The organism is Octadecabacter algicola, assembly GCF_021532625.1.
Lineage (GTDB): Bacteria > Pseudomonadota > Alphaproteobacteria > Rhodobacterales > Rhodobacteraceae > Octadecabacter > Octadecabacter algicola.
Window position 1 is genome coordinate 146,142 of the sequence record NZ_JAKGAR010000002.1, and the last position, 19,592, is coordinate 165,733.

Consider the following 19,592-nt stretch of genomic DNA (forward strand, 5'->3'; position numbering starts at 1 on the left):
TACCCCGAACCTATCTTTCAAGGCCAGTTACGCAAGCGGCTGCTTTTGCATGTCGTCTTTGCTGATGCCTGCAACTTTTACAGGCTTCTTCATAGCGTCGCGACGGAATGGTTCACCAAGCTCTTGGTTGATCATTGCTTCGATCAGAGTGGTGATGCCGTTTTCCATCTGGTCTTTGATCGCTTGATCCAAAGCCGCTGTCAGCTCGTCTTGTGTGCGCGCAACGACGCCTTTGAGGCCACATGCCTTAGCGATGCCAGCGTAGGACACATCTTCGTCTAGCTCAGTGCCGACAAAGTTGTCGTCAAACCACAGGGTCGAATTGCGTTTTTCCGCGCCCCACTGGTAGTTGCGGAATACGATCTGCGTGATCGCAGGCCATTCGCCACGGCCAATCGCTGTCAGTTCGTTGACGGAAATACCGAACGCACCGTCACCAGCAAAACCAACCACCGGAACATCAGGCCGGCCGATTTTGGCACCAACGATGGACGGCAGGCCGTAGCCACACGGTCCGAACAGACCAGGTGCCAGATATTTTCGGCTGTCATTGAAGGACGGGTAGGCGTTGCCGATCGCACAGTTGTTGCCGATGTCAGAACTGATGATTGCCTCAACAGGCAAAGCGGCCTGAATAGCGCGCCACGCCATGCGCGGTGCCATCCAATCTGGCTTGGCGTTGCGTGCGCGTTCGTTCCAAGTGGTGCCCGGATCGTCGGCCTCGTCCGTCATGGATGTCAGTTCTTGTGCCCATGCGGATTTGGTTTGTGCGATGGTGTCTTTGCGGGCGCTGCGGTTTGCGTCGCCTGCGCTGTCAGACAGGTTTGCCGCGATGCCGGATGCCACCTTAGCTGCATCACCAACAATTCCGACTGTGACTTTCTTGGTCAAACCGATGCGGTCAGGGTTGATATCAACCTGAATGATCTTGGCCTCGGACGGCCAGTATTCCATGCCGTAACCGGGCAGGGTGGAGAATGGGTTCAGGCGGGTACCAAGGCACAGCACAACATCGGCCTGTTTGATCAACTCCATGCCAGCTTTGGATCCATTGTAGCCCAATGGACCAGCAAACAGTGGGTGATTGCCGGGGAATGCATCGTTGTGCTGGTAACCAACACAAACAGGAGCATCCAAAGTCTCGGCCAGAACGCGGGAGGCTTCGATCCCGCCTTTGGACAGGATTGCGCCAGCGCCGTTCAGGATCACAGGGAATTTCGCATTGGACAAAAGATCAGCCGCTTCTTGCACGGCAGCCTCGCCACCTTGTGGCAATTCAAAGTCCACGATGACAGGCAGTTCAATGTCGATGACCTGTGTCCAGAAATCACGTGGAACGTTGATTTGAGCCGGCGCGGAGGCGCGTTTGGCTTGCATAATAACGCGGTTCAGCGTTTCGGCGATACGGGACGGGTCGCGCACTTCTTCTTGGTAGGCGACACAATCGGCGAACAGGTTCATCTGTTCCATCTCTTGGAAGCCACCCTGACCGATTGTTTTGTTCGCGGCTTGCGGTGTCACAAGAAGAACAGGTGTGTGGTTCCAATAGGCTGTTTTAACAGCTGTCACGAAGTTGGTGATACCGGGACCGTTTTGCGCGATCATCATGGACATCTTACCAGTTGCGCGCGTGAAACCGTCAGCCATCATGCCGCCAGATGTTTCGTGGGCGCAGTCCCAGAACTTGATCCCTGCGTCAGGGAAAATGTCTGAAATAGGCATCATTGCGGAACCGATAATCCCAAAGGCGTTATCGATGCCATGCATCTGGAGTGTTTTTACGAAGGCTTCTTCGGTCGTCATTTTCATATGGGAATCCCCTGTGTCCAAGCTTGTTGCGAAGGTAAGGTTTTTGGCGGGTTTGGGTTAGGTCCAGTTGGGCGGCCCGCTTATGGCCACTTGGCTGTTCTTACCCCATCTCTTGCAGAGTTCGCGCCAGAATGTCGATGCCTTCCGGGATACGGGCGGACGGGATCGAGCTATACGCAAGTCGATAATAATTCTGCGGCGCATTCTCACCGGCAAAAAACTTCTGGCCGGGTTCGATTAGGACGCCCTTGGGGCGCAGCCGTTCGGCAAGTTCCGCTGTATCAATATGATCGGGCGCACGCATCCACTGCGCCGACCCGCCAAAGCTTCCTGCGCCAGCAACGGTAAGGCCGTGGTCTTCTACGGCTTGATCCATCACTTTACGTCGATCGTGAAAGGCGCGGCTCATGCGGCGAACAAGGGCGTCGTAGTGTCCACGTGACAGGAAATAAGTAACCGTGCGCTGAATGTGGCCTGGTGGATGGCGCAAAACGGAGGCCCGAAGGGCGCGCGCTTCGCGGATAAATGGCGCAGGCCCCACGAGGTAGCCCAACCGTAAACCCGGAAAGATCGATTTCGAGAAACTGCCGACATAGATGACCCGCCCATTCTGATCGAGCGATTTTAATGCGGGTGATGGGGGCTTGAGAAAGGACATCTCGAATTCATAGTCGTCTTCAACGATGAGAAAATCATCGGCTTCCGCTTTGTCGAGTAAGGCCCTGCGCCGTGCCATCGGCATGGTCGCCGCTGTCGGGCATTGGTGGCTTGGGGTTGTGAAAACAACATCTGTGCCATCAGGAAGTGCATCAGGTGGCAACCCATCACGATCCACTGGAATTGAGTGCAGGTGGCAGCGCGATTGTTCAAGAATGCCGCGTAGGTTCGGATAGCAGGGATCTTCTATAGCCGCCGTACGGCGCTGTGTTAGCAAAACTTGCGCCGTGAGCCATAGCGCATTTTGCGCACCAAGCGTCAGCAGGATTTCGTCTGGCCTCGCGAGGATACCGCGACGCGGCAGAGTTTGACGCGCGATGAAATCGAGCAGTTTCGGGTCATCACTATCAAAATAGTCGGCCGTCAAGGCGCCGAAATCTTTGCGGCCCAATGCTTCGAGCGCGCAAAGCCGCCAGTTGGCTGTATCAAATAGGGTAGGGTCGGCTTGTCCGTAGATGAACGGGTAACGATAGCTGGCCCAGTCAGATGGTTTCGTCAGTCTATCGTCCGTCGTGAATTTTTGGCCGATTGCACGGGACCAATCGACTGTGCTGTTCTCGCTTGCGGTGGCGGGAAAGGCTGGAGGTTCAGGGGCGTTTTCGGACACAAAATACCCAGACCGACCCTTGGCCACGATATAGTCATCCGCAAGAAGTTCCGTGAACGCCAAGGTGACAGTGATGCGGCTTACGCCAAGGTGGTGTGCCAATTTACGCGACGAGGGGAGCTTTTCTCCCGCACGAAAACGGCCTGAAAGGATGCCCTCAGCGACCAGTTGGCGGATTTGGGTTTGCAGGGTTCCCTCTGCATTGGATTCTAAGAAAAAGGTTTCAACAGGAAGAGCCATGGGACCAGTTTATCTGGCTCCATGTGTCGCGTAAACTGGTCTTATTGCCTTATTGGCGCGCAGCAACTTCAGCGGCAAACGCACGGCTATCAACTGCAAGGTTGGCTTGGCCGAATGGTGATTTTTCATCTTCTGCGTCAAAGAACTGACTGTCGAGTGCCACAACGTTCCATTCCCCATTCAGGTTCAACAAGAATGGCGATCCGCTGTCTCCTTTCGCTGTATCGCATTCATGCAGAACGGAACTGTCGTTGAAGGCTTGAACGATGCGACAGCCACTATTGCCAGACAGGTTGTCGCCCGTGTCCCAAGAATACCCAGCCTGATTTACGATCAATCCGGAACGGCCGATCTGTGTCAGTTCCGTCGCTGTCAATTCATGGACGTTCAAATATCCAACTTGGTCGCCAAGCGGTGAGGCGAGTTCAAGCAACGCCCAATCGTCGCCGTTGCCACCGCCCGCTGGGGCCGAATCCGGTGTGTAACCGGGGAAGGCATAGGCGCTGCGCACCTTGGCTTCGCCCATGTTGTTGCCAAGGGACTGACCTGCATAGAAGAAATCCGGTGTGATGAGGTGGTTGTCTTCATCAAAGACACAGTGTGCTGCGGTCAGAACCAAAGACGGCCCAACAAGCGTACCTGTGCAATACCCGTCGATCGACCCGATCGCCCGCCAAGGCATTTGGGTTGCATCGACTAGGAAGCGATCATCACGCCCAAAGAAGTGATTTTCCAAACCCGCCGGACGTGATCGGCCAAGGCAATCGGCCGTGTCCGTGAATGCTTCGCACGTGTTGTCGCCGCCGATGGCCTCGTTGCAGACACCATCAAAAGCGGTGCTGCAAGTGTCCGTACGGTTGCGAAGATAGGCCACATCGGCACAGTCTGTGACGTCGGTTCCGGATGTGCAATTGTTCGTCCCGATACCGGGTTCGTCGCATTCGTTGTCATTGGCCCAGCGACACGAATCTTCACCGCCCAGCGCCATCGCTCGGCAATCGGACGCATCCGTACCCGGCGTACAATAAACAGTCCCGCCGAAGTTCACATCATCGCATTCCGCGTCATTTGCATATTCGCAGCTGTCATCGCCCAATTGGGCGCGCAACGTATCTGGGACCAATTCCAGCAGACGCGCCAGTGCCTCGGGCGAGTTGCCGTAGTTGTTACAGTCAGTGGAATCCGACCCGTCTACACATGCGCCGCCACCACCGTAGCGCAATTCGTCACACTCGTTGTCATTGGCCCATTGGCAGCTGTCATCATCAAGGCCGGCGGCCAGTTGACGGCAATCCGTGGTGTCTGTGCCTTCGGCGCAATAATCGCCTCCGCCGTAGCGGAGCTCGTCGCATTCGTTGTCATTTGCGTATTCGCATGTATCTCCGGGGCCGCCTGTGGGGGTCTCGGAAATGTTGGCCTCGCCAGCGCTACAATCATTCGCGTCCGTGCCGTCAGCGCAATATCCACCGCCGCCGAACCGCGCTTCGTCGCATTCATTGTCGTTGGCATATAGGCAGGAATTGTCACCATCAGCCGCTCCTGCGGAGCCGTTCACCAAAGCGATACAATCGCTTGCGTCTGTTCCGGGTGTACACGCACCCGTTCCGCCGAGGTTCCCGTCGTCGCATTCGTCGTCATTGTTCCAGCGGCAGGTGTTGTTGCCAAGGCTGCGGATCACGTCATTCTCAAGCTCGAGAGCCAAGGCGCGTTCCATGAAATTTCGTTCCCGATCCGCTTGCCACTGCAGGCAGTCTGTCGTGTCAGACCCATCCAGACAGGCCCCGCCGCGACCATAGCGAAACTCATCACATTCGCCGTCGTTCGCCCATTGGCAGCTGTCATCCGAGATGCCTTGGCTGACCAAACGGCAATCGGTGGTGTCCGTGCCATCATCGCAATAGCCTTGGCCGCCGTATCGAACTTCATCACATTCATTGTCATTGGAAAATTCGCAGCTGTCTTGGGCATTAGCCGGAAGCGCGATCACAAATGTCACGAGGATGATGAAATATCGAAGCATAAGAAAACCTATTGTCTAACTTGAATTGGTTCATCATGGGCAAAACAAAGGGCTGGGTCCACTAAGAACCCAGCCCTCAATTGAAAATCCGGAGCGTCGTGCGCTTCGGGCCTTAGTTTACAGGCTTAGCCGCTACGCAGTCCATTGCGTCGGTGCCTGCATCGCACGCGCCGGTGCCGCCAAAATTCGGGTCATCACATTCGTCGTCATAAGACCAACGGCATGAGTTATCGCCCAGCAATGTTACGACAGGGGCAGCCACACCAAGTCCTGCAGCGCGTTCAAGGAACGTCGCCTCACGGTCGACTTGCCAAGCTGCACAGTCTGTCGCGTCAGATCCATCCTGACATGCGCCGGACCCGTTGTAGCGGTATTCGTCACACTCGCCATCATTTGCGAAGGAACAGCTATCATCGTTAATCCCAGCGCTGAGCAATGTGCAGTCGGTGGTGTCTGTTCCATCGTCGCAGTAGCCCATACCACCGTAACGCACTTCGTCACATTCATTGTCGTTGGCGAATTCGCAGCTGTCATTTGCAAGCGCTGGCAAGGCGATAACGCAGGTAAGCAATATGAGGAGAGACCGAAACATGAGGGAACCTTTCAAGGTATTAAAAACTGTGCGCCCACCATGCTCAAAACCAAAGGGCGGGTCCAGTAGTGAACCCGCCCCTTGCCAAACTTAGTTTTGCTGCTAGCCGAAAACGCGACCCAAGGCGTTGCCAACGGCGTCGGTGATCTGGTCAATGTCGTCTGCGGTGGCAATCAATGCAGGCGAAAAGCATAGCGTGTTGTTCTTGCCCGGCACTGAGCGGTTTGTCGCCCCGATGATCACACCATTCTTGGCGCAATCGGCGACAACTGCGCCCACGCGCTTTTCGTCCATTGGCTCTTTGGTTGTGCGATCCACGACCAATTCAGCACCAACAAACAGCCCTTTGCCGCGAACATCCCCGATCACATCGTACTTTTCAGCGAGCGCTTTCAGGTTCACCACCATACGATCGCCCATGGCGACGGTGTTTTCCAACAGGTTCTCGTCTTCGATGATCCGCATGTTTTCAAGCGCCGCGGCAGGACCTGCCGTGCAGCCGCCAAATGTCGAGATATCGCGGAAGTAGTTCAGCGGATCGGACGGGTCGTCCTTAAACAGCTCGAATACCTTTTCAGAGGTAACACAGCACGAAATCGCCGCATAGCCAGAGGCCACACCTTTGGCCATCGTCACGAAATCAGGTTGGACATCATAGTGCTGATATCCGAACCATTTCCCAGTGCGGCCAACGCCGCAGACAACTTCATCGATATGCAGCAAGATGTCGTACTTCTTGCAGATTTCTGAAACGCGCGGCCAGTAGCCTTCGGGTGCTTCGATCACGCCGCCACCCGCAGTGACAGGTTCAAGGCACAATGCGCCGACTGTATCAGGGCCTTCGCGCAGGATCACTTCTTCGATCTGGTTTGCAGCCCATTCGCCATAGTTCTCGTCCGGCGCGCCATCCTGTTCATGCTTGCGGTATTCCATGCAGTGGGGCACGCGAATGAACCCCGGTGCAAAAGGGCCGTACTGCGCGTTGCGTTCATCCTGACCACCCGCCGACATCGCGGCAATTGTAGAGCCATGATAATCACGGTCCCGATAGAGGATCTTGTGTTTCTTGCCGCCGTAACGTTTGTGCGCGATCTGGCGCACCATCTTAAAGGCTTTCTCGTTCGCTTCGGAGCCCGAGTTCGCGTAATAGACCCGCGTCATTCCCGGCATTTTGGACATCAGCTTTTCCGCGAACAAAGCACCCGGAATAGATCCGACCGTGCCACCGAAGAAATTCATCTTCAGGATTTGGTCGCGGACGGCATTTGCGATGCTTTCACGGCCATAGCCAACATTGACGGTCCAAACACCGCCAGACACGGCGTCGATGGATTCTTTGCCGTGTTGGTCCCAAACGCGCATGCCTTTGCCTTCGACGATGATCCGCGGCTCGCCGTCTTCAAAGGGCTTGTGCTGAACAAGGTGGTGCCAAACGTGGGCGCGATCGGCGTCAACTACGTGGCTCAGGTCGTTTGCAGTCATTCCGTCCATTGGGACCTCCGTTTGGAATCAGGGGCATTGAAGGGGTGGTTCCAAAACTATCACGGTTTTGTTGTGCGGCAGATAGGGCCAGCTACCTACCGCTCATAGGTCCAATTGGGCGATTGCCAAGCGGGTCTTGACCTTCCTGTAACTGGAACCTCTATATGACCTGCATAAACAAGGATCCCCCATGGCAACTCTACGATTCGAGATTGAAGGAATGACCTGTGGCGGCTGCGCTGCGCGAGCCCAGAAGGCGCTGGCTGGGGTCGAAGGCGTGATCTCGGCGAATGTGAACTTGGCGGATCACACAGCAACAGTGGATGCGCCTGCGAAACTTGCGGCCCAAATAGCGGCCGCGTCCACACGAGCAGGGTATGCAGCCAAACCTTTGGCCGCTGGTGATTTGCCACAAGATAACGTCGACGAAACGCCTGCCTTATTGCGCAATACCTTAATTGCGGCGGCCCTGACACTTCCAATCTTTGTGGCTGAGATGGGCGGACATGTGTTTCCGAGCGTCCACCATTTCATTGCTTGGGTTCTTGGGACACAGAACAGTTGGCTGATACAATTCGCATTGGCGACGCTTGTTCTGATCGGCCCCGGCCTGTCATTCTACCGTAAAGGCGTGCCCGCCTTGTTGCGCCGTGCACCAGATATGAATTCTCTGGTTGTGCTCGGGGCCACAGCCGCTTGGTCCTATTCGACCGTTTCGGTATTTCGCCCCCAGTGGCTGCCCGAGGGGTCTGTCGCCGTCTATTTCGAAGCCGCCGCCGTGATCGTGACGTTGATCCTGCTGGGCCGCTATCTTGAAGCCCGCGCCAAGGGACGCACGGGGGTCGCAATCAAACGACTTATCGGCTTGCGCCCTGACACTGCTCGCGTCGAAAGGGGCGACACGCTAGAAGATGTCCCGCTTGATGCTGTCCAAATTGGCGATGTGATTCACATCGCGGCGGGCGGGCGGATTCCGGTTGATGGTGTGCTGCGCAAGGGCGCGGGGTATGTCGACGAAAGCATGATTTCGGGCGAACCGATGCCTGTTGATAAGGCCATTGATGATCATCTGGTTGCAGGCACAATCAACGGTACATCTACCCTCGTGATGGAGGCTCGCGCAGTAGGGTCGGACACGATGCTTGCGCGGATCATCGCCATGGTCACGGAGGCACAGGGCGCGCAATTGCCGGTGCAAGACCTCGTCAACAAGATCACTCTTTGGTTTGTGCCCGCAGTCATGGCCATCGCAATGGTGACTACTTTGACGTGGCTCTTGTTTGGCACTTTACCGCAAGCTCTTGTTGCGGGTGTCTCTGTGCTGATCATTGCGTGCCCTTGTGCCATGGGGTTGGCCACTCCGACGTCGATAATGGTTGGCACAGGTCGCGCAGCGGACCTTGGCGTGTTGTTCCGACGTGGTGATGCGTTGCAGGCGCTACACGGCGTTGATGTTGTGGCGTTTGATAAGACTGGGACCTTAACGATGGGCAAACCTGCTGTGGTCTCTTCTACGCTGTCTGATGTTGATCTCGCTGCCGTTGCCGCTGTCGAAAGTGCTTCCAACCATCCATTAGCAAGCGCCATAGTTGCCTTTGCCAATACGGTGTTGCCCGACGCTGAGAATGTGGAAACCATTCCCGGTCACGGGGTGACAGGAACCGTTGATGGGCGCCAAATTGTGATCGGTAACGCCGCAATGATGGAACGTTTCGGGACTCACGATAAAATAACGGCAACCGCTGGCCTGACACCTGTGTATGTTTCAATAGACGGACAGGTCGCAGGCATTCTGGCTTTGCAGGACGAGGCAAAGCAGACAGCCGCTGCAACCGTACAAGCGCTGCAGGATCGCGGGGTTGAGGTTGTGATGATTTCTGGCGACGCGCAGGCCGCTGCGGACGCGCTTGGCGCACGATTGGGTATCGATCAGGTCGTCGCGGGCGTGCTTCCTGAGGGGAAGGTCGATGCGGTTCGTGCACTCCAAAAAGGTGATCGTACGGTCGCCTTTGTGGGGGATGGCATCAACGACGCGCCTGCATTAGCAACGGCGGATGTCGGCATAGCCATGGGTGATGGCACCGACGTAGCTGTTGAAAGCGCAGATGTGGTGCTGGTCTCGGGCAACCCGCTGGGCGTTTTGCGGGCCGTTGAAATCAGCCGACGCACCATTCGAAACATCTGGCAAAACCTTGGCTGGGCCTTTGGCTACAACGTCGTATTGGTGCCCGTGGCCGCGCTCGGCCTGCTGTCGCCACAACTGGCCGCCCTCGCGATGGCGGCGTCCAGTGTGTTGGTGGTTAGCAATGCCTTGCGGCTGCGTTGGGTCAAAGGAGGAGTCTGATGAACATTAAAGACGCAGCAGAAAAATCGGGACTGCCCGCCAAAACGATCCGCTACTATGAGGATATCGGGTTGGTCACGCCGGACCGCGCTGTCAATGGTTACCGCGACTTCGATGCGGCGCATTTGCACAAACTTACCTTCTTGGCGCAGGCCCGCGGCCTTGGGTTCTCGATTGAGGACTGCCGCAACCTTCTGGCGCTTTGGGAAGACCAAGACCGCGCCAGTGGCGACGTGCGATCCATTGCAAAACAGCATCTCGCCGAGATCGAAAGCAAAATATCAGGGTTGGAAGCCATGCGTGCAACTCTTGCCGATCTTGTGGAAACCTGCGCTGGGGATGACCGGCCCGATTGCCCGATTATCGACCGTCTGCAAGGCCCTGCGAAGTAAGTTCCGCGAAAAAACGACTCGAATGCGCCTAAATTTTGCCTAACATGTTTGGCAAACTGAGGCCGGTTTTTTCGTAAGGAGCGGTTTTGATGGCACTTAGTTTTGCAAACGATAGAATGATCGCGCGCGCGCCGCTGGTGCTTGGCATGATAGCTCTTGCCGTCTTGGTTGCAGGGGCTTTCATGCAATCATTTGGGATTGGTTCGGGCCTCCTCGAAAAGGTTTCGATTGGCGCGACCACTATTTTCGGGTTGATGGCAAAAATCGCTGGCGGTGTCGGGTTCGCTGCATTGGGCGTGTTCGTGCTGCATTCCCGTCCGACGGACACACCGTCCGAAACCCAAGACTTATCACCGAACACCCCCGAACCGATCCACGCCTACGAGGCGACCGACGCGGACGACGTAGTTCCAAAAACCAGTGCAGGATTCGGAATACGAAAAATGCTGATCGTATTTGTAGGGGTTCTGTTCCTGTTGGGGCTGGCCGCTGTACTGTCCGATTTTATGGGTTCATCGGCAACGGGCCTTAACCCAGCTTAGAAATCGACGGTGACACCCGGCAAGTTCAGCGCCTTGATCAGGTCGCGTAGTTCTTGGCGGGCTGCGACGTTCGAGATGTTCAGACCTTTTACGCCCAAATCGCGCAGGTCCAGCAAGGTCAGGCCACGTGGGAACAATTCACGAAAGATGACCCGCTCGTTAAACCCGGGTGCCGTGCGAAAGCCGATCCGCTTGGATAGTTTTTCAATCGCGGCTTCCATCTTTTGTTTGTTCACCATGTTCTGCGCGCCCATCCGGTTTCGGACGACAACCCAATCGATGGGTTCGAAACCTGCCTGCGCCCGCAGCTGACGCGCATTCCAGACCATTTGGCTATAGACGGCAGGACCGGTGATCGTTTCACCGTCGCTGTCGATGTGGGCCAACAGGTCAAAATCGATGAAGCTGTCGTTCAATGGGGTGATCAACGTGTCCGCCAGCGAATGCGCGACTTGGGACAGGCGCGTGTGGCTACCTGGGCAATCGATCAGGATGAAATCATTGTCAGGTTCCAAACCCGCGACCGCAACAGATAAGCGGTGGTCAAAGATGTTCTCACCATCGCGCAAGGTTGCAGGATCTACCTCGGGGAGGTCGTGGTACGTGGGCGTTGGCAGTTCCAAACCCTGTTCGGCCATGTATTTCTGACGATTGGTCACATAGCGGCCCAGCGTTTTCTGGCGCAAGTCCAGATCAAGCGTGCCAACCTTATGGCCCATGCGTGAAAGGGCTGTTGCTACGTGCATCGATACGGTTGATTTACCCGCGCCGCCCTTTTCGTTCCCCACGACGATAATATGTGCCACTGCCATTTGCCCCTTTGTTGATCCGGATCGTTGTCCGAAGTGCGTGGCGTAACTATAGGCGCGGCGGGACGCAAGGCAAAGAGGGATTGACTTGTGGGCATATAGGCCCCATTTGGCCCTCAGGTCTGATACCGGCTGCCGCGTGAGCAGGCGCCCCGAAAAGCAAATGGGGCGCACAGGAGTATCAGCCAAAGGTTCCCACCATCACGCAGGGGCGCCGCGCCAGTCGGCGGGCCTCGATTTTGTTAGGCATGGGCATTCGGCCCACCGCGAGCCTTTGGCGCATCCCTTTTGCGATGCCGCGGCCGTTCGGGCCTGTGGCGACATTTTTACGCGGGTGCTGATGTGTCCGCCCCGATCCAAGGAAAATACATGGATTTCGATATGCTGGGCCTCGCGCCCCGACTGATTAAAGAACTGGAACGCCAAGGGATCACTGATCCAACGCCGATCCAAGCCCAAGCCATCCCGCATGCTATGAACGGCCGCGACGTGATGGGCCTTGCCCAAACGGGCAGTGGTAAAACGGCGGCCTTTGGCTTGCCGATGATTGATATGCTTTTGAAAGAACAGGGTAAGCCTGACCCGAAAACAGCCCGTGCGCTGATTTTGGCCCCAACCCGTGAGTTGGCAAAACAGATTCAAGAGAACCTCGCGGCTTACACAACAGGCACACACCTTAAGACGATGTTGGTCGTTGGTGGTGCTGGCATCGTTGGCCAAATCCGAAAGCTGGAACGCGGTGTTGACTTGTTGGTCGCAACGCCGGGCCGTCTGATTGACCTGCTGGACCGCAAGGCCGTGCGCTTGGACGACACCAAATTCCTCGTTCTCGACGAAGCTGACCAAATGCTCGACATGGGGTTCATCCATGCGCTGCGCCAAATCGCTCCGCTGTTGGCCACACCGCGTCAAACAATGCTGTTCTCCGCGACAATGCCAAAACTGATGGCTGAACTTGCAGGGGCCTTCCTTGATAACCCGATGCGGGTGCAAGTGAATGCACCGGGTAAAGCCGTCGATCGGATCGAACAATCCGTTCATTTCGTTGCCAAGGCAGCAAAGACTGACCTGTTGTTGGAACTGATCGACAAACACCGCGATGAACGGGCGATTGTTTTTGGTCGCACAAAGCACGGGTCTGAAAAGCTTCATAAATTGCTGGAAAAGAAGGGCTTTAAGTCTGCTTCGATCCACGGCAACAAAAGCCAAGGCCAGCGTGACCGCGCGATCACCGATTTCAAAGCCGGCAAGGTGAAAATTCTTGTGGCGACGGATGTTGCGGCCCGTGGTCTGGATATTCCAGAGGTAAAGCACGTCTATAACTACGACTTGCCGAACGTACCTGAAAACTATGTCCACCGGATCGGCCGTACCGCACGAGCCGGTGCCGAAGGGATGGCGATTGCATTCTGTGCGCCAGACGAAATGGGCGAACTGCGCGACATTCAAAAGGCGATGAAGGCGGATATCCCCGTTGCTGGTGGCCGCCCTTGGGCGCGCGACGAAGAAGAAGCCAAGCCTAAACGCGGCGGGGGTGGCGGTGGTCGTCGTTTCGGCGGCGGTGGTGGTAAAGGACGCGGCAAACCCGGTGGCGGACGCCCTCAGGGTGGCGGTGGCAATCCTGGTGGCGGTAAGCCTGGCGGCGGCAACCGACGCCGCAAACCGCGCAAGCCGAGCGCCTAAGTTGCAATTCGGCGGGCATCTACTTATATTGTTGGCAAATAATAAAACAAAAACTGGCAGTTAGTAGTAGATGTCCAAAGTAGATACGTTTCTTCGTGACTATGTCGCGCCCATGTTCCGTCGCCCGAAAAAGCTTCAGGTGGCGGCTCTGTGCCATCGCGAGTCCAAGCGCGGCAAAGAGGTTCTGTTGGTCACCAGCCGCGGAACGGGCCGTTGGATCATCCCCAAAGGATGGCCCATCAATGGTCTCGCCTCGGCTGAAGCCGCAGCACAAGAAGCATGGGAAGAAGCGGGCGTTGAAAACGGTCGGGCGGATAGCACCTCTATTGGCAGCTACAGCTACGATAAGGTCATGAATTCTGGTCTTCCGGTTCCGGTTGAGACGCTTGTTTACTCGGTCGAAGTCGACAATCTCGCCAATGACTTCCCTGAGGCGGGCCAACGCGAACGTAAATGGGCCACCCCTGAAGAAGCGGCAGAACTGGTCGATGAACCTGAATTAAAGTCGATTCTGAGCGTAATTGGCGATTAACTCTGCTGGCTACGCGATCTTGCGGGATTGAAATTTAGGCGACTCGCTGTCACAGGTGATCCCACTTAATGCGGGGGGAACCAATGAGTGACGATAACAAGGGCGACGCACGCCACCTTGAAACGCTAGACCGAGATCTGGCACGCTATTCAACATTAGAAGTCGCGACACAGTATGTGGCCCGCCCGATGGTCGGTCCAGGGATCTCGCTGGTGTTTATTGTGCTCGCTGGTTTGGCGGCTGCGCTGTTCTTCGGCCAATCTACAAATTCTATGGTTGTGATCGTTGCTACCTGTTTGGGCGCTTACATGGCGCTCAACATTGGCGCGAATGACGTCGCCAACAACATGGGGCCAGCTGTGGGTGCCAACGCGCTTACCATGGGCGGCGCAATTGGTATTGCCGTCGTGTTTGAAAGCGCAGGCGCCCTAATTGCGGGCGGGGACGTTGTGTCCACCATTGCCAAAGGCATCATCGCGCCCGAAAGCATGGGCACTGCGACAACATTCATCTGGGCTATGATGGCCGCGCTTTTGTCTGCTGCGTTGTGGGTTAACCTTGCGACCTTCGTCGGCGCACCCGTTTCCACGACACATTCGGTCGTTGGGGGCGTGATGGGTGCTGGCATTGCGGCGGCGGGTTTTGGCGCTGTCAGTTGGGGCACCATGGGCGCGATTGCTGCGTCTTGGGTGATTTCGCCTGTTTTGGGCGGCGCGATTGCTGCGTTTTTCCTGTTCATCATCAAATCTCGTATCATCTATCAAGACGACAAGATTGCAGCCGCGCGTCGTTGGGTTCCTGTTCTTGTGGGAATTATGGCGGGGGCTTTCGGCGCTTATTTGGCGCTCAAGGGCCTTAAGAAAATCATCAAAATCGACATGCCGACTGCGCTGTTGATTGGCTTGGCGATTGCCGTGTTGGTCTGGATGGTGATGATCCCAGTTATCAAAAAGCAATCCGAAGGTCTGGAAAACCGCAACAAATCTCTCAAGGTTCTGTTTGGTATTCCGCTGGTCGTGTCTGCGGCATTGCTGAGCTTTGCACATGGCGCCAACGATGTTGCGAACGCGGTTGGACCACTTGCGGCGATCGTGCAGGTTTCGCAATCCGGTGATTTCACGCATTCGTTCGGCATCCCGTTCTGGGTGATGGTCATCGGTGCGTTTGGTATCTCGTTCGGTCTGTTCCTGTTTGGGCCAAAACTGATCCGCATGGTCGGCAGCCAGATCACCAAACTGAACCCGATGCGTGCCTATTGTGTGGCGCTGTCCGCAGCCATCACAGTGATCGTGGCTTCTTGGCTGGGCCTGCCCGTAAGCTCCACACACATCGCTGTTGGTGGTGTGTTTGGCGTCGGGTTCTTCCGTGAATGGGACGCAGAGCGTCGCTTGCGCAACGCCCGTGCGGCGATGCCGGATAAGCCTATCTACTCCGTAGAAGAACGCCGTCGCCGTAAGCTGGTACGCCGCTCGCACTTCCTGACGATCATCGCTGCATGGGTCATCACAGTTCCAGCTGCCGCGCTGTTGTCCGCCGTGATCTTCTTTGTGCTGAACGCAGTGCTGGGGGCGTAATCCCAATTACCGGTACGAATGTATTCAAGAAACTATTTGAAGGGGCGCCCTATCTGGGGCGGCCCTTTTCTGTTCGACACAAGAATAGTGAATGCATTCGGACGTCAGTCTTTGAGGCCGTAGCGGTCGCCTTCTTCAAATACGTCGATAGCTTGCGTGCCAGATTTGACTTTAACGCTGTGCACCATGCCGGAAGGAATGTCGTAGCTTTCGCCCGGTCCGTAAACCTTGGACGTTCCATCCATGGTCAACTCAATCTGCCCCATGACGACCGTTCCCCATTGGCCTTTGTGAGAATGGGGCGGTAGTTCGAAGTCTTCGTGGAACGTGAAGAACACAACAAGCCCAGCATCCGATGCGATAGCCTTGGTTGTGACCGTAGTTTGAGGGATTGGCACATCGAGGGAGGGGAAGCTATCTATGAACGTTGCGAAAGCCATGTGATTTCTCCGGTGATAGGTCGGTTCGATGCATCATGCGCCAGTGCATTAACGATCCCAAACGAAAAACGCCGCCCCCAAGTAGGAGCGGCGTTTTCTTTTTCCAAAAGGTAGGTGCTTTAGAAGCCCAGACCTTCGTATTTTTTCTTGAACTTGGAAACACGACCACCCGTGTCCATCAAGCGGGAGTTACCGCCTGTCCATGCAGGGTGCACGGTAGGGTCAATGTCCAGCTGCATAGAGTCGCCTTCGGCGCCCCATGTGGATTTCATCTGGTACGCAGTACCGTCTGTCAGTTTGACTTCGACGATGTGGTAATCTGGGTGAATATCTTTTTTCATCTCGATAATCCTTACGCGTCTGCGCCGCTGGAGAGCGGACGGTAGTTTGTCTTTTCAGCGATACGTGCGGACTTACCACGGCGGGTGCGCAGGTAGTACAGCTTGGCGCGACGAACGCGGCCACGACGGACTACTGTAATGCTGTCGATGTTGGTGGAGTGCAGCGGGAACACACGTTCTACGCCTTCACCAAAGGAAATTTTGCGAACTGTGAACGAACCAGCAATGCCGGAACCGTTTTTACGAGCGATGCATACGCCTTCGTAGTTCTGAACACGTGTACGAGTTCCCTCGGTCACGCGGAAGCCAACACGGATTGTGTCACCGGCTTTAAAGTCTGGGATGTCTTTACCCAGTTCGGCGATTTGTTCCGCCTCGATTTGTGCGATCAGGTTCATGACCTTCTCCTTAGTTTTCACGCGGTTTGCCCGCGGATGTGAGAGCTGCCAGAGCTTTGGTCTTCATCGGGTCGATCAAGTCGCCCACCAAAGGTTTCGCTGCCTTGTAATGCTATCTGGCGGGTTCGTGGTGAAGAGGTCACGGCCATACCAAAAAGGTCCAACGACTCATTTGGGACGCAGACTTGGGCCGTATAGGGGCATGTGCTGTTTATAGCAAGTGTTTGCGCAGTGGTTTGACGGGTATTGACGCGTGGCGTCTTTGGTCGAAGACTTCCACATAGGAGGCTTCAGATGCGATCAGTTTTGACGGCGCTTGTTTTGGTCCTGCTTAGTGCGGCACCCGCCATAAGTGAACAGTTCTTGGGCCGCACCGTGGCCATATCCGACGGGCGTTCTGACACGTCGGTTGCCGCGCCCGTAATCATTGCCATGCACGGTTTTCTGGGGACCTCTCGTAATATGCAGCGTAAGACGTCTTTCGATCAGTTGGCGAGGCGGAACGGGTTTGTTGTGGTTTACCCGAACGGCGAAGGGCGAAGGTGGAATGATGGACGTTCGCCAGACAATCCTGTGGATGACGTGGGCTACTTGTCCGCATTGATTGGATCGTTGGTGTCTGATGGCCTTGCCGATCCGCAGCGGGTTTATCTAACGGGGCATTCAAATGGCGGTGGGATGGCTATGCGTATGGCTTGCGACCGGCCTGATCTGATCGCAGCGATTTCCGTCGTCGCGACGAAGCTGCCGACGGCTTACACTTGTGCAAACGGGGCAGCGGTGCCCGCGATTTTATTTCATGGCACAGAGGACCCAATCGCACCTCATACGGGCAGACCGGAGGGGAGCCGTTTAGGGGCCACCCTTTCAGCGCAAGATAGTTTAGCAGTTTGGGAACGTCGGAATAGATGTTCCGGTGCTGTGACAACGCAAGAGATTGATCGCGCCAATGATGGAACAGAGGCGCATATATCTCAGTACGCACCATGTACCGCGCCGCTGACCTATGTTCTGATACATGGGCATGGCCATGACTGGCCCGGGGTGGGCCAGCGCAGTACTCGCTTGCAAGGTCCCGCGACAAGAGAAGTCGATGCTGCTCAGCTTAGCTGGTGGTTTTTCAGCGCTCTCTAGTTCTGCGAAACCGGATCAAAGAAAAGTGCTGCCAAGCAATACAAAGCTGGTGACGATCCCCAACACGGGCACGACCATCGGTACAGAGAAATGATCACCCCCCGAACTATCGCCGCGTTTGATCATAATCAGCGCGATGTTCACAAAGACGAAGACGCCCAAAACGATCTGTGACGTCCACCCTGCAAGGCTTTCAATAGGGAGGAAAAGCGCCAAGACCATGATCGCCACGGCAACAAATAGCGTTGCCACCCATGGGGTCTGTGTGCGGGGCGACAAGCGGGCTAGGACTGTCGGGAGCTGGCCGCGGTCCGCCATGCCGTACAACACGCGCGAGGCCATGATCATCTGGATCAGCACACCGTTTACCGTTGCCACCACGGCAATCGCCGCAAAACCCACCTGAACGCTAGAGGGTGCGTTGGCAAACACCAGCGTCAGCGGTTCGGCTGAAACCGCAAGGGTATCGGTGGGAACAGACATCAACACGGCGATAGATACCGCAACATACAGGATTGTCGCCGCGATCAGTGTTAGAATAATCGCGGTTGGTATTGTGCGACGCGGGTCAGCGACTTCTTCAGCGACGTTAACCATGTCCTCAAAGCCGATGAAGGCGAAGAACGCCAGCAGCGAGGCAGCTGCGATGCCGCTCCAATGGGGACCTGTTAAGGGCGGGATAAGTTCGGCAGGCGTCACACCGCCATTCTCGGACATTCCGAAACCCCAAGAGATCACAAAGATCAGCCCACAGATTTCAATGAGGGTAATCAAGGCAGCGACGCTGACGGATTGCGTGATCCCCCACCAAGCCAAGACCCCCATAGAAATAACAACAGCGATGATTAACACAGACTGCGACACAGGGATAAGCCCCCCAAGATACCCCGCCGCACCGACCGAAACAGCCGACGCGGACACCATGCCCGAGGCCACAACCAATAGCCCAACCAGCCGCGCGAGGTTTGGGCTGTTAAAGCCCGCGTCGACATAAGCAGCTTCACCGGCACTGACAGGAAACCGCGTCGCGAGCTCTGCATAGGAGAAGGCAGTAAAGGCAACCACGATAGCCGCCAGTAGGAATGAAACCCAAGCATAGGCACCTGCCTGCGCGACAGTCGTCCCGATCAAGACATAAATGCCTGCACCAACAGTTACGCCCAGCCCATATAGGGTCAGCAACGGTAGAGTTAGCGTACGCCGCAGGGTCGGCGCTTCTGGTGCGCTATTACCACTCAATTCAGTATTCAATTCGAGACCTCATTTGTATCGGGCTGTCGGCCGCTGACCTGCAATGAAAGATCATTTGCTCCACGAGTGGACATGAACATCTCTACCAGAGTGACCTTTCATGATTTTGACCGCTAGATGTTCGTGTTCTTTGTCCCGCACGCGAACCCAAAGAAGGATACCGCCTCGTTCGATCTGATCTGCGTAATAGTCTTTATGATGATTACCAACGCGGCGTGCCAGCAATGTTCCTACGACCGCAGCGGGGCTTCCGCCGATGGCAATCGCAGCGATTGATGCGGCAATTGTACTGGCAGGTGTCAGCATGGCGGCCATTGCTATGTAAGAACCGACAAAGAACAGCCCGCCTGCAATTGCGCCTTCCAATTCGCCAATGGCTTCCTCGGACACGAAATTCGCGCGCGGCGCTTTTGGGTCATCCTCAAGATCAGGGGTTCGCCAGTAAGCCTTACCGAGCTTTTCTTTCAGAGTTTTCTCATCCGCCAAGAGGCTGATGTCAGAATGATGGATCCCAACCATTCGCAAGTCATAAAATGCCTTCTGCAGATCCTCTGCGGTGTCGAAAATGCCAACGGCTTCGGGAACCTTGATTACGACAGTCGTTTGCTTGTCGGACATGTTAGTCTCCTGTTCAGACGTAAAAGCTCTCTGAACATACTAATCATCTCAAGACCTGTTCCCGCCT

The 19,592-nt window shown here is 55.8% G+C and carries 18 protein-coding genes; 7 read left to right on the plus strand and 11 right to left on the minus strand.

Going from position 1 to position 19,592, the window contains the following annotated elements; genetic code table 11:
- Nucleotides 1-27: 27 nt before the first annotated feature.
- From xsc to L0666_RS07535, 5 genes are all read right to left on the minus strand, one after another.
- Nucleotides 28-1,809: a sulfoacetaldehyde acetyltransferase gene (gene xsc, locus L0666_RS07515; RefSeq protein WP_235259875.1), complete on the minus strand. Its 1,782-nt coding sequence runs from the start codon at nt 1,807-1,809 to the stop codon at nt 28-30.
- A 100-nt stretch (nt 1,810-1,909) separates the two neighbouring features.
- Nucleotides 1,910-3,373 (minus strand): MocR-like pyridoxine biosynthesis transcription factor PdxR, encoded by a 1,464-nt coding sequence (gene pdxR / locus L0666_RS07520; RefSeq protein WP_235259877.1) that lies wholly within the window; start codon nt 3,371-3,373, stop codon nt 1,910-1,912.
- 49 nt (nt 3,374-3,422) lie between these two features.
- A complete protein-coding gene (locus tag L0666_RS07525) occupies nt 3,423-5,393 on the minus strand; it encodes a trypsin-like serine peptidase (RefSeq protein ID WP_235259879.1) in 1,971 nt (656 codons plus the stop codon).
- A 112-nt stretch (nt 5,394-5,505) separates the two neighbouring features.
- On the minus strand, nt 5,506-5,985 hold the full coding sequence (locus tag L0666_RS07530) for a hypothetical protein (protein ID WP_235259880.1): 480 nt from the start codon (nt 5,983-5,985) through the stop codon (nt 5,506-5,508).
- A gap of 102 nt (nt 5,986-6,087) precedes the next feature.
- A complete protein-coding gene (locus tag L0666_RS07535) occupies nt 6,088-7,476 on the minus strand; it encodes an aminotransferase family protein (protein WP_235259883.1) in 1,389 nt (462 codons plus the stop codon).
- Between the two features lie 181 nt (nt 7,477-7,657).
- Between L0666_RS07535 and L0666_RS07540 the strand changes: the two genes are divergently transcribed.
- From L0666_RS07540 to L0666_RS07550, 3 genes are all read left to right on the plus strand, one after another.
- Complete coding sequence (locus L0666_RS07540; protein ID WP_235259886.1) at nt 7,658-9,811, plus strand: heavy metal translocating P-type ATPase; 2,154 nt, start codon at nt 7,658-7,660, stop codon at nt 9,809-9,811.
- Nucleotides 9,811-10,203 carry a Cu(I)-responsive transcriptional regulator gene (gene cueR / locus L0666_RS07545; RefSeq protein WP_235259889.1) on the plus strand — a complete coding sequence of 131 codons (393 nt, stop codon included), beginning with the start codon at nt 9,811-9,813 and terminating at the stop codon, nt 10,201-10,203. Before L0666_RS07540 ends, cueR begins: the two co-directional genes overlap by 1 nt.
- Before the next feature lie 89 nt (nt 10,204-10,292).
- Complete coding sequence (locus L0666_RS07550) at nt 10,293-10,745, plus strand: hypothetical protein (protein ID WP_235259890.1); 453 nt, start codon at nt 10,293-10,295, stop codon at nt 10,743-10,745.
- Here the strand turns inward: L0666_RS07550 and L0666_RS07555 are convergent.
- Nucleotides 10,742-11,551 carry a division plane positioning ATPase MipZ gene (locus L0666_RS07555; protein ID WP_336246275.1) on the minus strand — a complete coding sequence of 270 codons (810 nt, stop codon included), beginning with the start codon at nt 11,549-11,551 and terminating at the stop codon, nt 10,742-10,744. The genes L0666_RS07550 and L0666_RS07555 overlap by 4 nt on opposite strands.
- 372 nt (nt 11,552-11,923) lie before the next feature.
- On the opposite strand from L0666_RS07555, the gene L0666_RS07560 reads away from it, so the two are divergent.
- The 3 genes from L0666_RS07560 (at nt 11,924) to L0666_RS07570 (ending at nt 15,343) form a co-directional block, all read left to right on the plus strand.
- Entirely contained in the window at nt 11,924-13,237 is a 1,314-nt protein-coding gene (locus L0666_RS07560; protein ID WP_235259898.1) for a DEAD/DEAH box helicase, read from the plus strand.
- A gap of 70 nt (nt 13,238-13,307) precedes the next feature.
- Nucleotides 13,308-13,769 (plus strand): NUDIX hydrolase, encoded by a 462-nt coding sequence (locus L0666_RS07565; RefSeq protein WP_235259900.1) that lies wholly within the window; start codon nt 13,308-13,310, stop codon nt 13,767-13,769.
- Between the two features lie 83 nt (nt 13,770-13,852).
- Complete coding sequence (locus tag L0666_RS07570; protein WP_235259902.1) at nt 13,853-15,343, plus strand: inorganic phosphate transporter; 1,491 nt, start codon at nt 13,853-13,855, stop codon at nt 15,341-15,343.
- 104 nt (nt 15,344-15,447) lie between these two features.
- Here the strand turns inward: L0666_RS07570 and L0666_RS07575 are convergent, their stop codons facing one another.
- The 3 genes from L0666_RS07575 to rplS all read right to left on the minus strand — a co-directional run bounded on the left by L0666_RS07575 (nt 15,448) and on the right by rplS (nt 16,522).
- Complete coding sequence (locus L0666_RS07575) at nt 15,448-15,783, minus strand: cupin domain-containing protein (protein WP_235259904.1); 336 nt, start codon at nt 15,781-15,783, stop codon at nt 15,448-15,450.
- Between the two features lie 119 nt (nt 15,784-15,902).
- Nucleotides 15,903-16,124: a 50S ribosomal protein L31 gene (gene rpmE, locus L0666_RS07580; RefSeq protein WP_235259906.1), complete on the minus strand. Its 222-nt coding sequence runs from the start codon at nt 16,122-16,124 to the stop codon at nt 15,903-15,905.
- A gap of 11 nt (nt 16,125-16,135) precedes the next feature.
- Nucleotides 16,136-16,522: a 50S ribosomal protein L19 gene (rplS, locus tag L0666_RS07585; RefSeq protein ID WP_235259908.1), complete on the minus strand. Its 387-nt coding sequence runs from the start codon at nt 16,520-16,522 to the stop codon at nt 16,136-16,138.
- A gap of 294 nt (nt 16,523-16,816) precedes the next feature.
- On the opposite strand from rplS, the gene L0666_RS07590 reads away from it, so the two are divergent.
- A complete protein-coding gene (locus tag L0666_RS07590; protein ID WP_235259910.1) occupies nt 16,817-17,656 on the plus strand; it encodes a CE1 family esterase in 840 nt (279 codons plus the stop codon).
- Nucleotides 17,657-17,671: 15 nt separating this feature from the next.
- On the opposite strand, the gene L0666_RS07595 is transcribed toward L0666_RS07590, so the two are convergent.
- Nucleotides 17,672-18,895: an APC family permease gene (locus L0666_RS07595; protein ID WP_235259912.1), complete on the minus strand. Its 1,224-nt coding sequence runs from the start codon at nt 18,893-18,895 to the stop codon at nt 17,672-17,674.
- 63 nt (nt 18,896-18,958) lie between these two features.
- Nucleotides 18,959-19,525, minus strand: coding sequence for a hypothetical protein (locus L0666_RS07600; protein WP_235259914.1), 567 nt, complete (start codon nt 19,523-19,525; stop codon nt 18,959-18,961).
- Nucleotides 19,526-19,592: the final 67 nt, after the last annotated feature.

What these genes read in the sequence shown, in the direction of transcription:
- xsc (WP_235259875.1), bottom strand. Translation starts at nt 1,809, where the DNA reads ATGAAAATGACGACCGAAGAAGCCTTCGTAAAAACACTCCAGATGCAT.
- pdxR (WP_235259877.1), bottom strand. Translation starts at nt 3,373, where the DNA reads ATGGCTCTTCCTGTTGAAACCTTTTTCTTAGAATCCAATGCAGAGGGA.
- L0666_RS07525 (WP_235259879.1), bottom strand. Translation starts at nt 5,393, where the DNA reads ATGCTTCGATATTTCATCATCCTCGTGACATTTGTGATCGCGCTTCCG.
- L0666_RS07530 (WP_235259880.1), bottom strand. Translation starts at nt 5,985, where the DNA reads ATGTTTCGGTCTCTCCTCATATTGCTTACCTGCGTTATCGCCTTGCCA.
- L0666_RS07535 (WP_235259883.1), bottom strand. Translation starts at nt 7,476, where the DNA reads ATGGACGGAATGACTGCAAACGACCTGAGCCACGTAGTTGACGCCGAT.
- L0666_RS07540 (WP_235259886.1), top strand. Translation starts at nt 7,658, where the DNA reads ATGGCAACTCTACGATTCGAGATTGAAGGAATGACCTGTGGCGGCTGC.
- cueR (WP_235259889.1), top strand. Translation starts at nt 9,811, where the DNA reads ATGAACATTAAAGACGCAGCAGAAAAATCGGGACTGCCCGCCAAAACG.
- L0666_RS07550 (WP_235259890.1), top strand. Translation starts at nt 10,293, where the DNA reads ATGGCACTTAGTTTTGCAAACGATAGAATGATCGCGCGCGCGCCGCTG.
- L0666_RS07560 (WP_235259898.1), top strand. Translation starts at nt 11,924, where the DNA reads ATGGATTTCGATATGCTGGGCCTCGCGCCCCGACTGATTAAAGAACTG.
- L0666_RS07565 (WP_235259900.1), top strand. Translation starts at nt 13,308, where the DNA reads ATGTCCAAAGTAGATACGTTTCTTCGTGACTATGTCGCGCCCATGTTC.
- L0666_RS07570 (WP_235259902.1), top strand. Translation starts at nt 13,853, where the DNA reads ATGAGTGACGATAACAAGGGCGACGCACGCCACCTTGAAACGCTAGAC.
- L0666_RS07575 (WP_235259904.1), bottom strand. Translation starts at nt 15,783, where the DNA reads ATGGCTTTCGCAACGTTCATAGATAGCTTCCCCTCCCTCGATGTGCCA.
- rpmE (WP_235259906.1), bottom strand. Translation starts at nt 16,124, where the DNA reads ATGAAAAAAGATATTCACCCAGATTACCACATCGTCGAAGTCAAACTG.
- rplS (WP_235259908.1), bottom strand. Translation starts at nt 16,522, where the DNA reads ATGAACCTGATCGCACAAATCGAGGCGGAACAAATCGCCGAACTGGGT.
- L0666_RS07590 (WP_235259910.1), top strand. Translation starts at nt 16,817, where the DNA reads ATGCGATCAGTTTTGACGGCGCTTGTTTTGGTCCTGCTTAGTGCGGCA.
- L0666_RS07600 (WP_235259914.1), bottom strand. Translation starts at nt 19,525, where the DNA reads ATGTCCGACAAGCAAACGACTGTCGTAATCAAGGTTCCCGAAGCCGTT.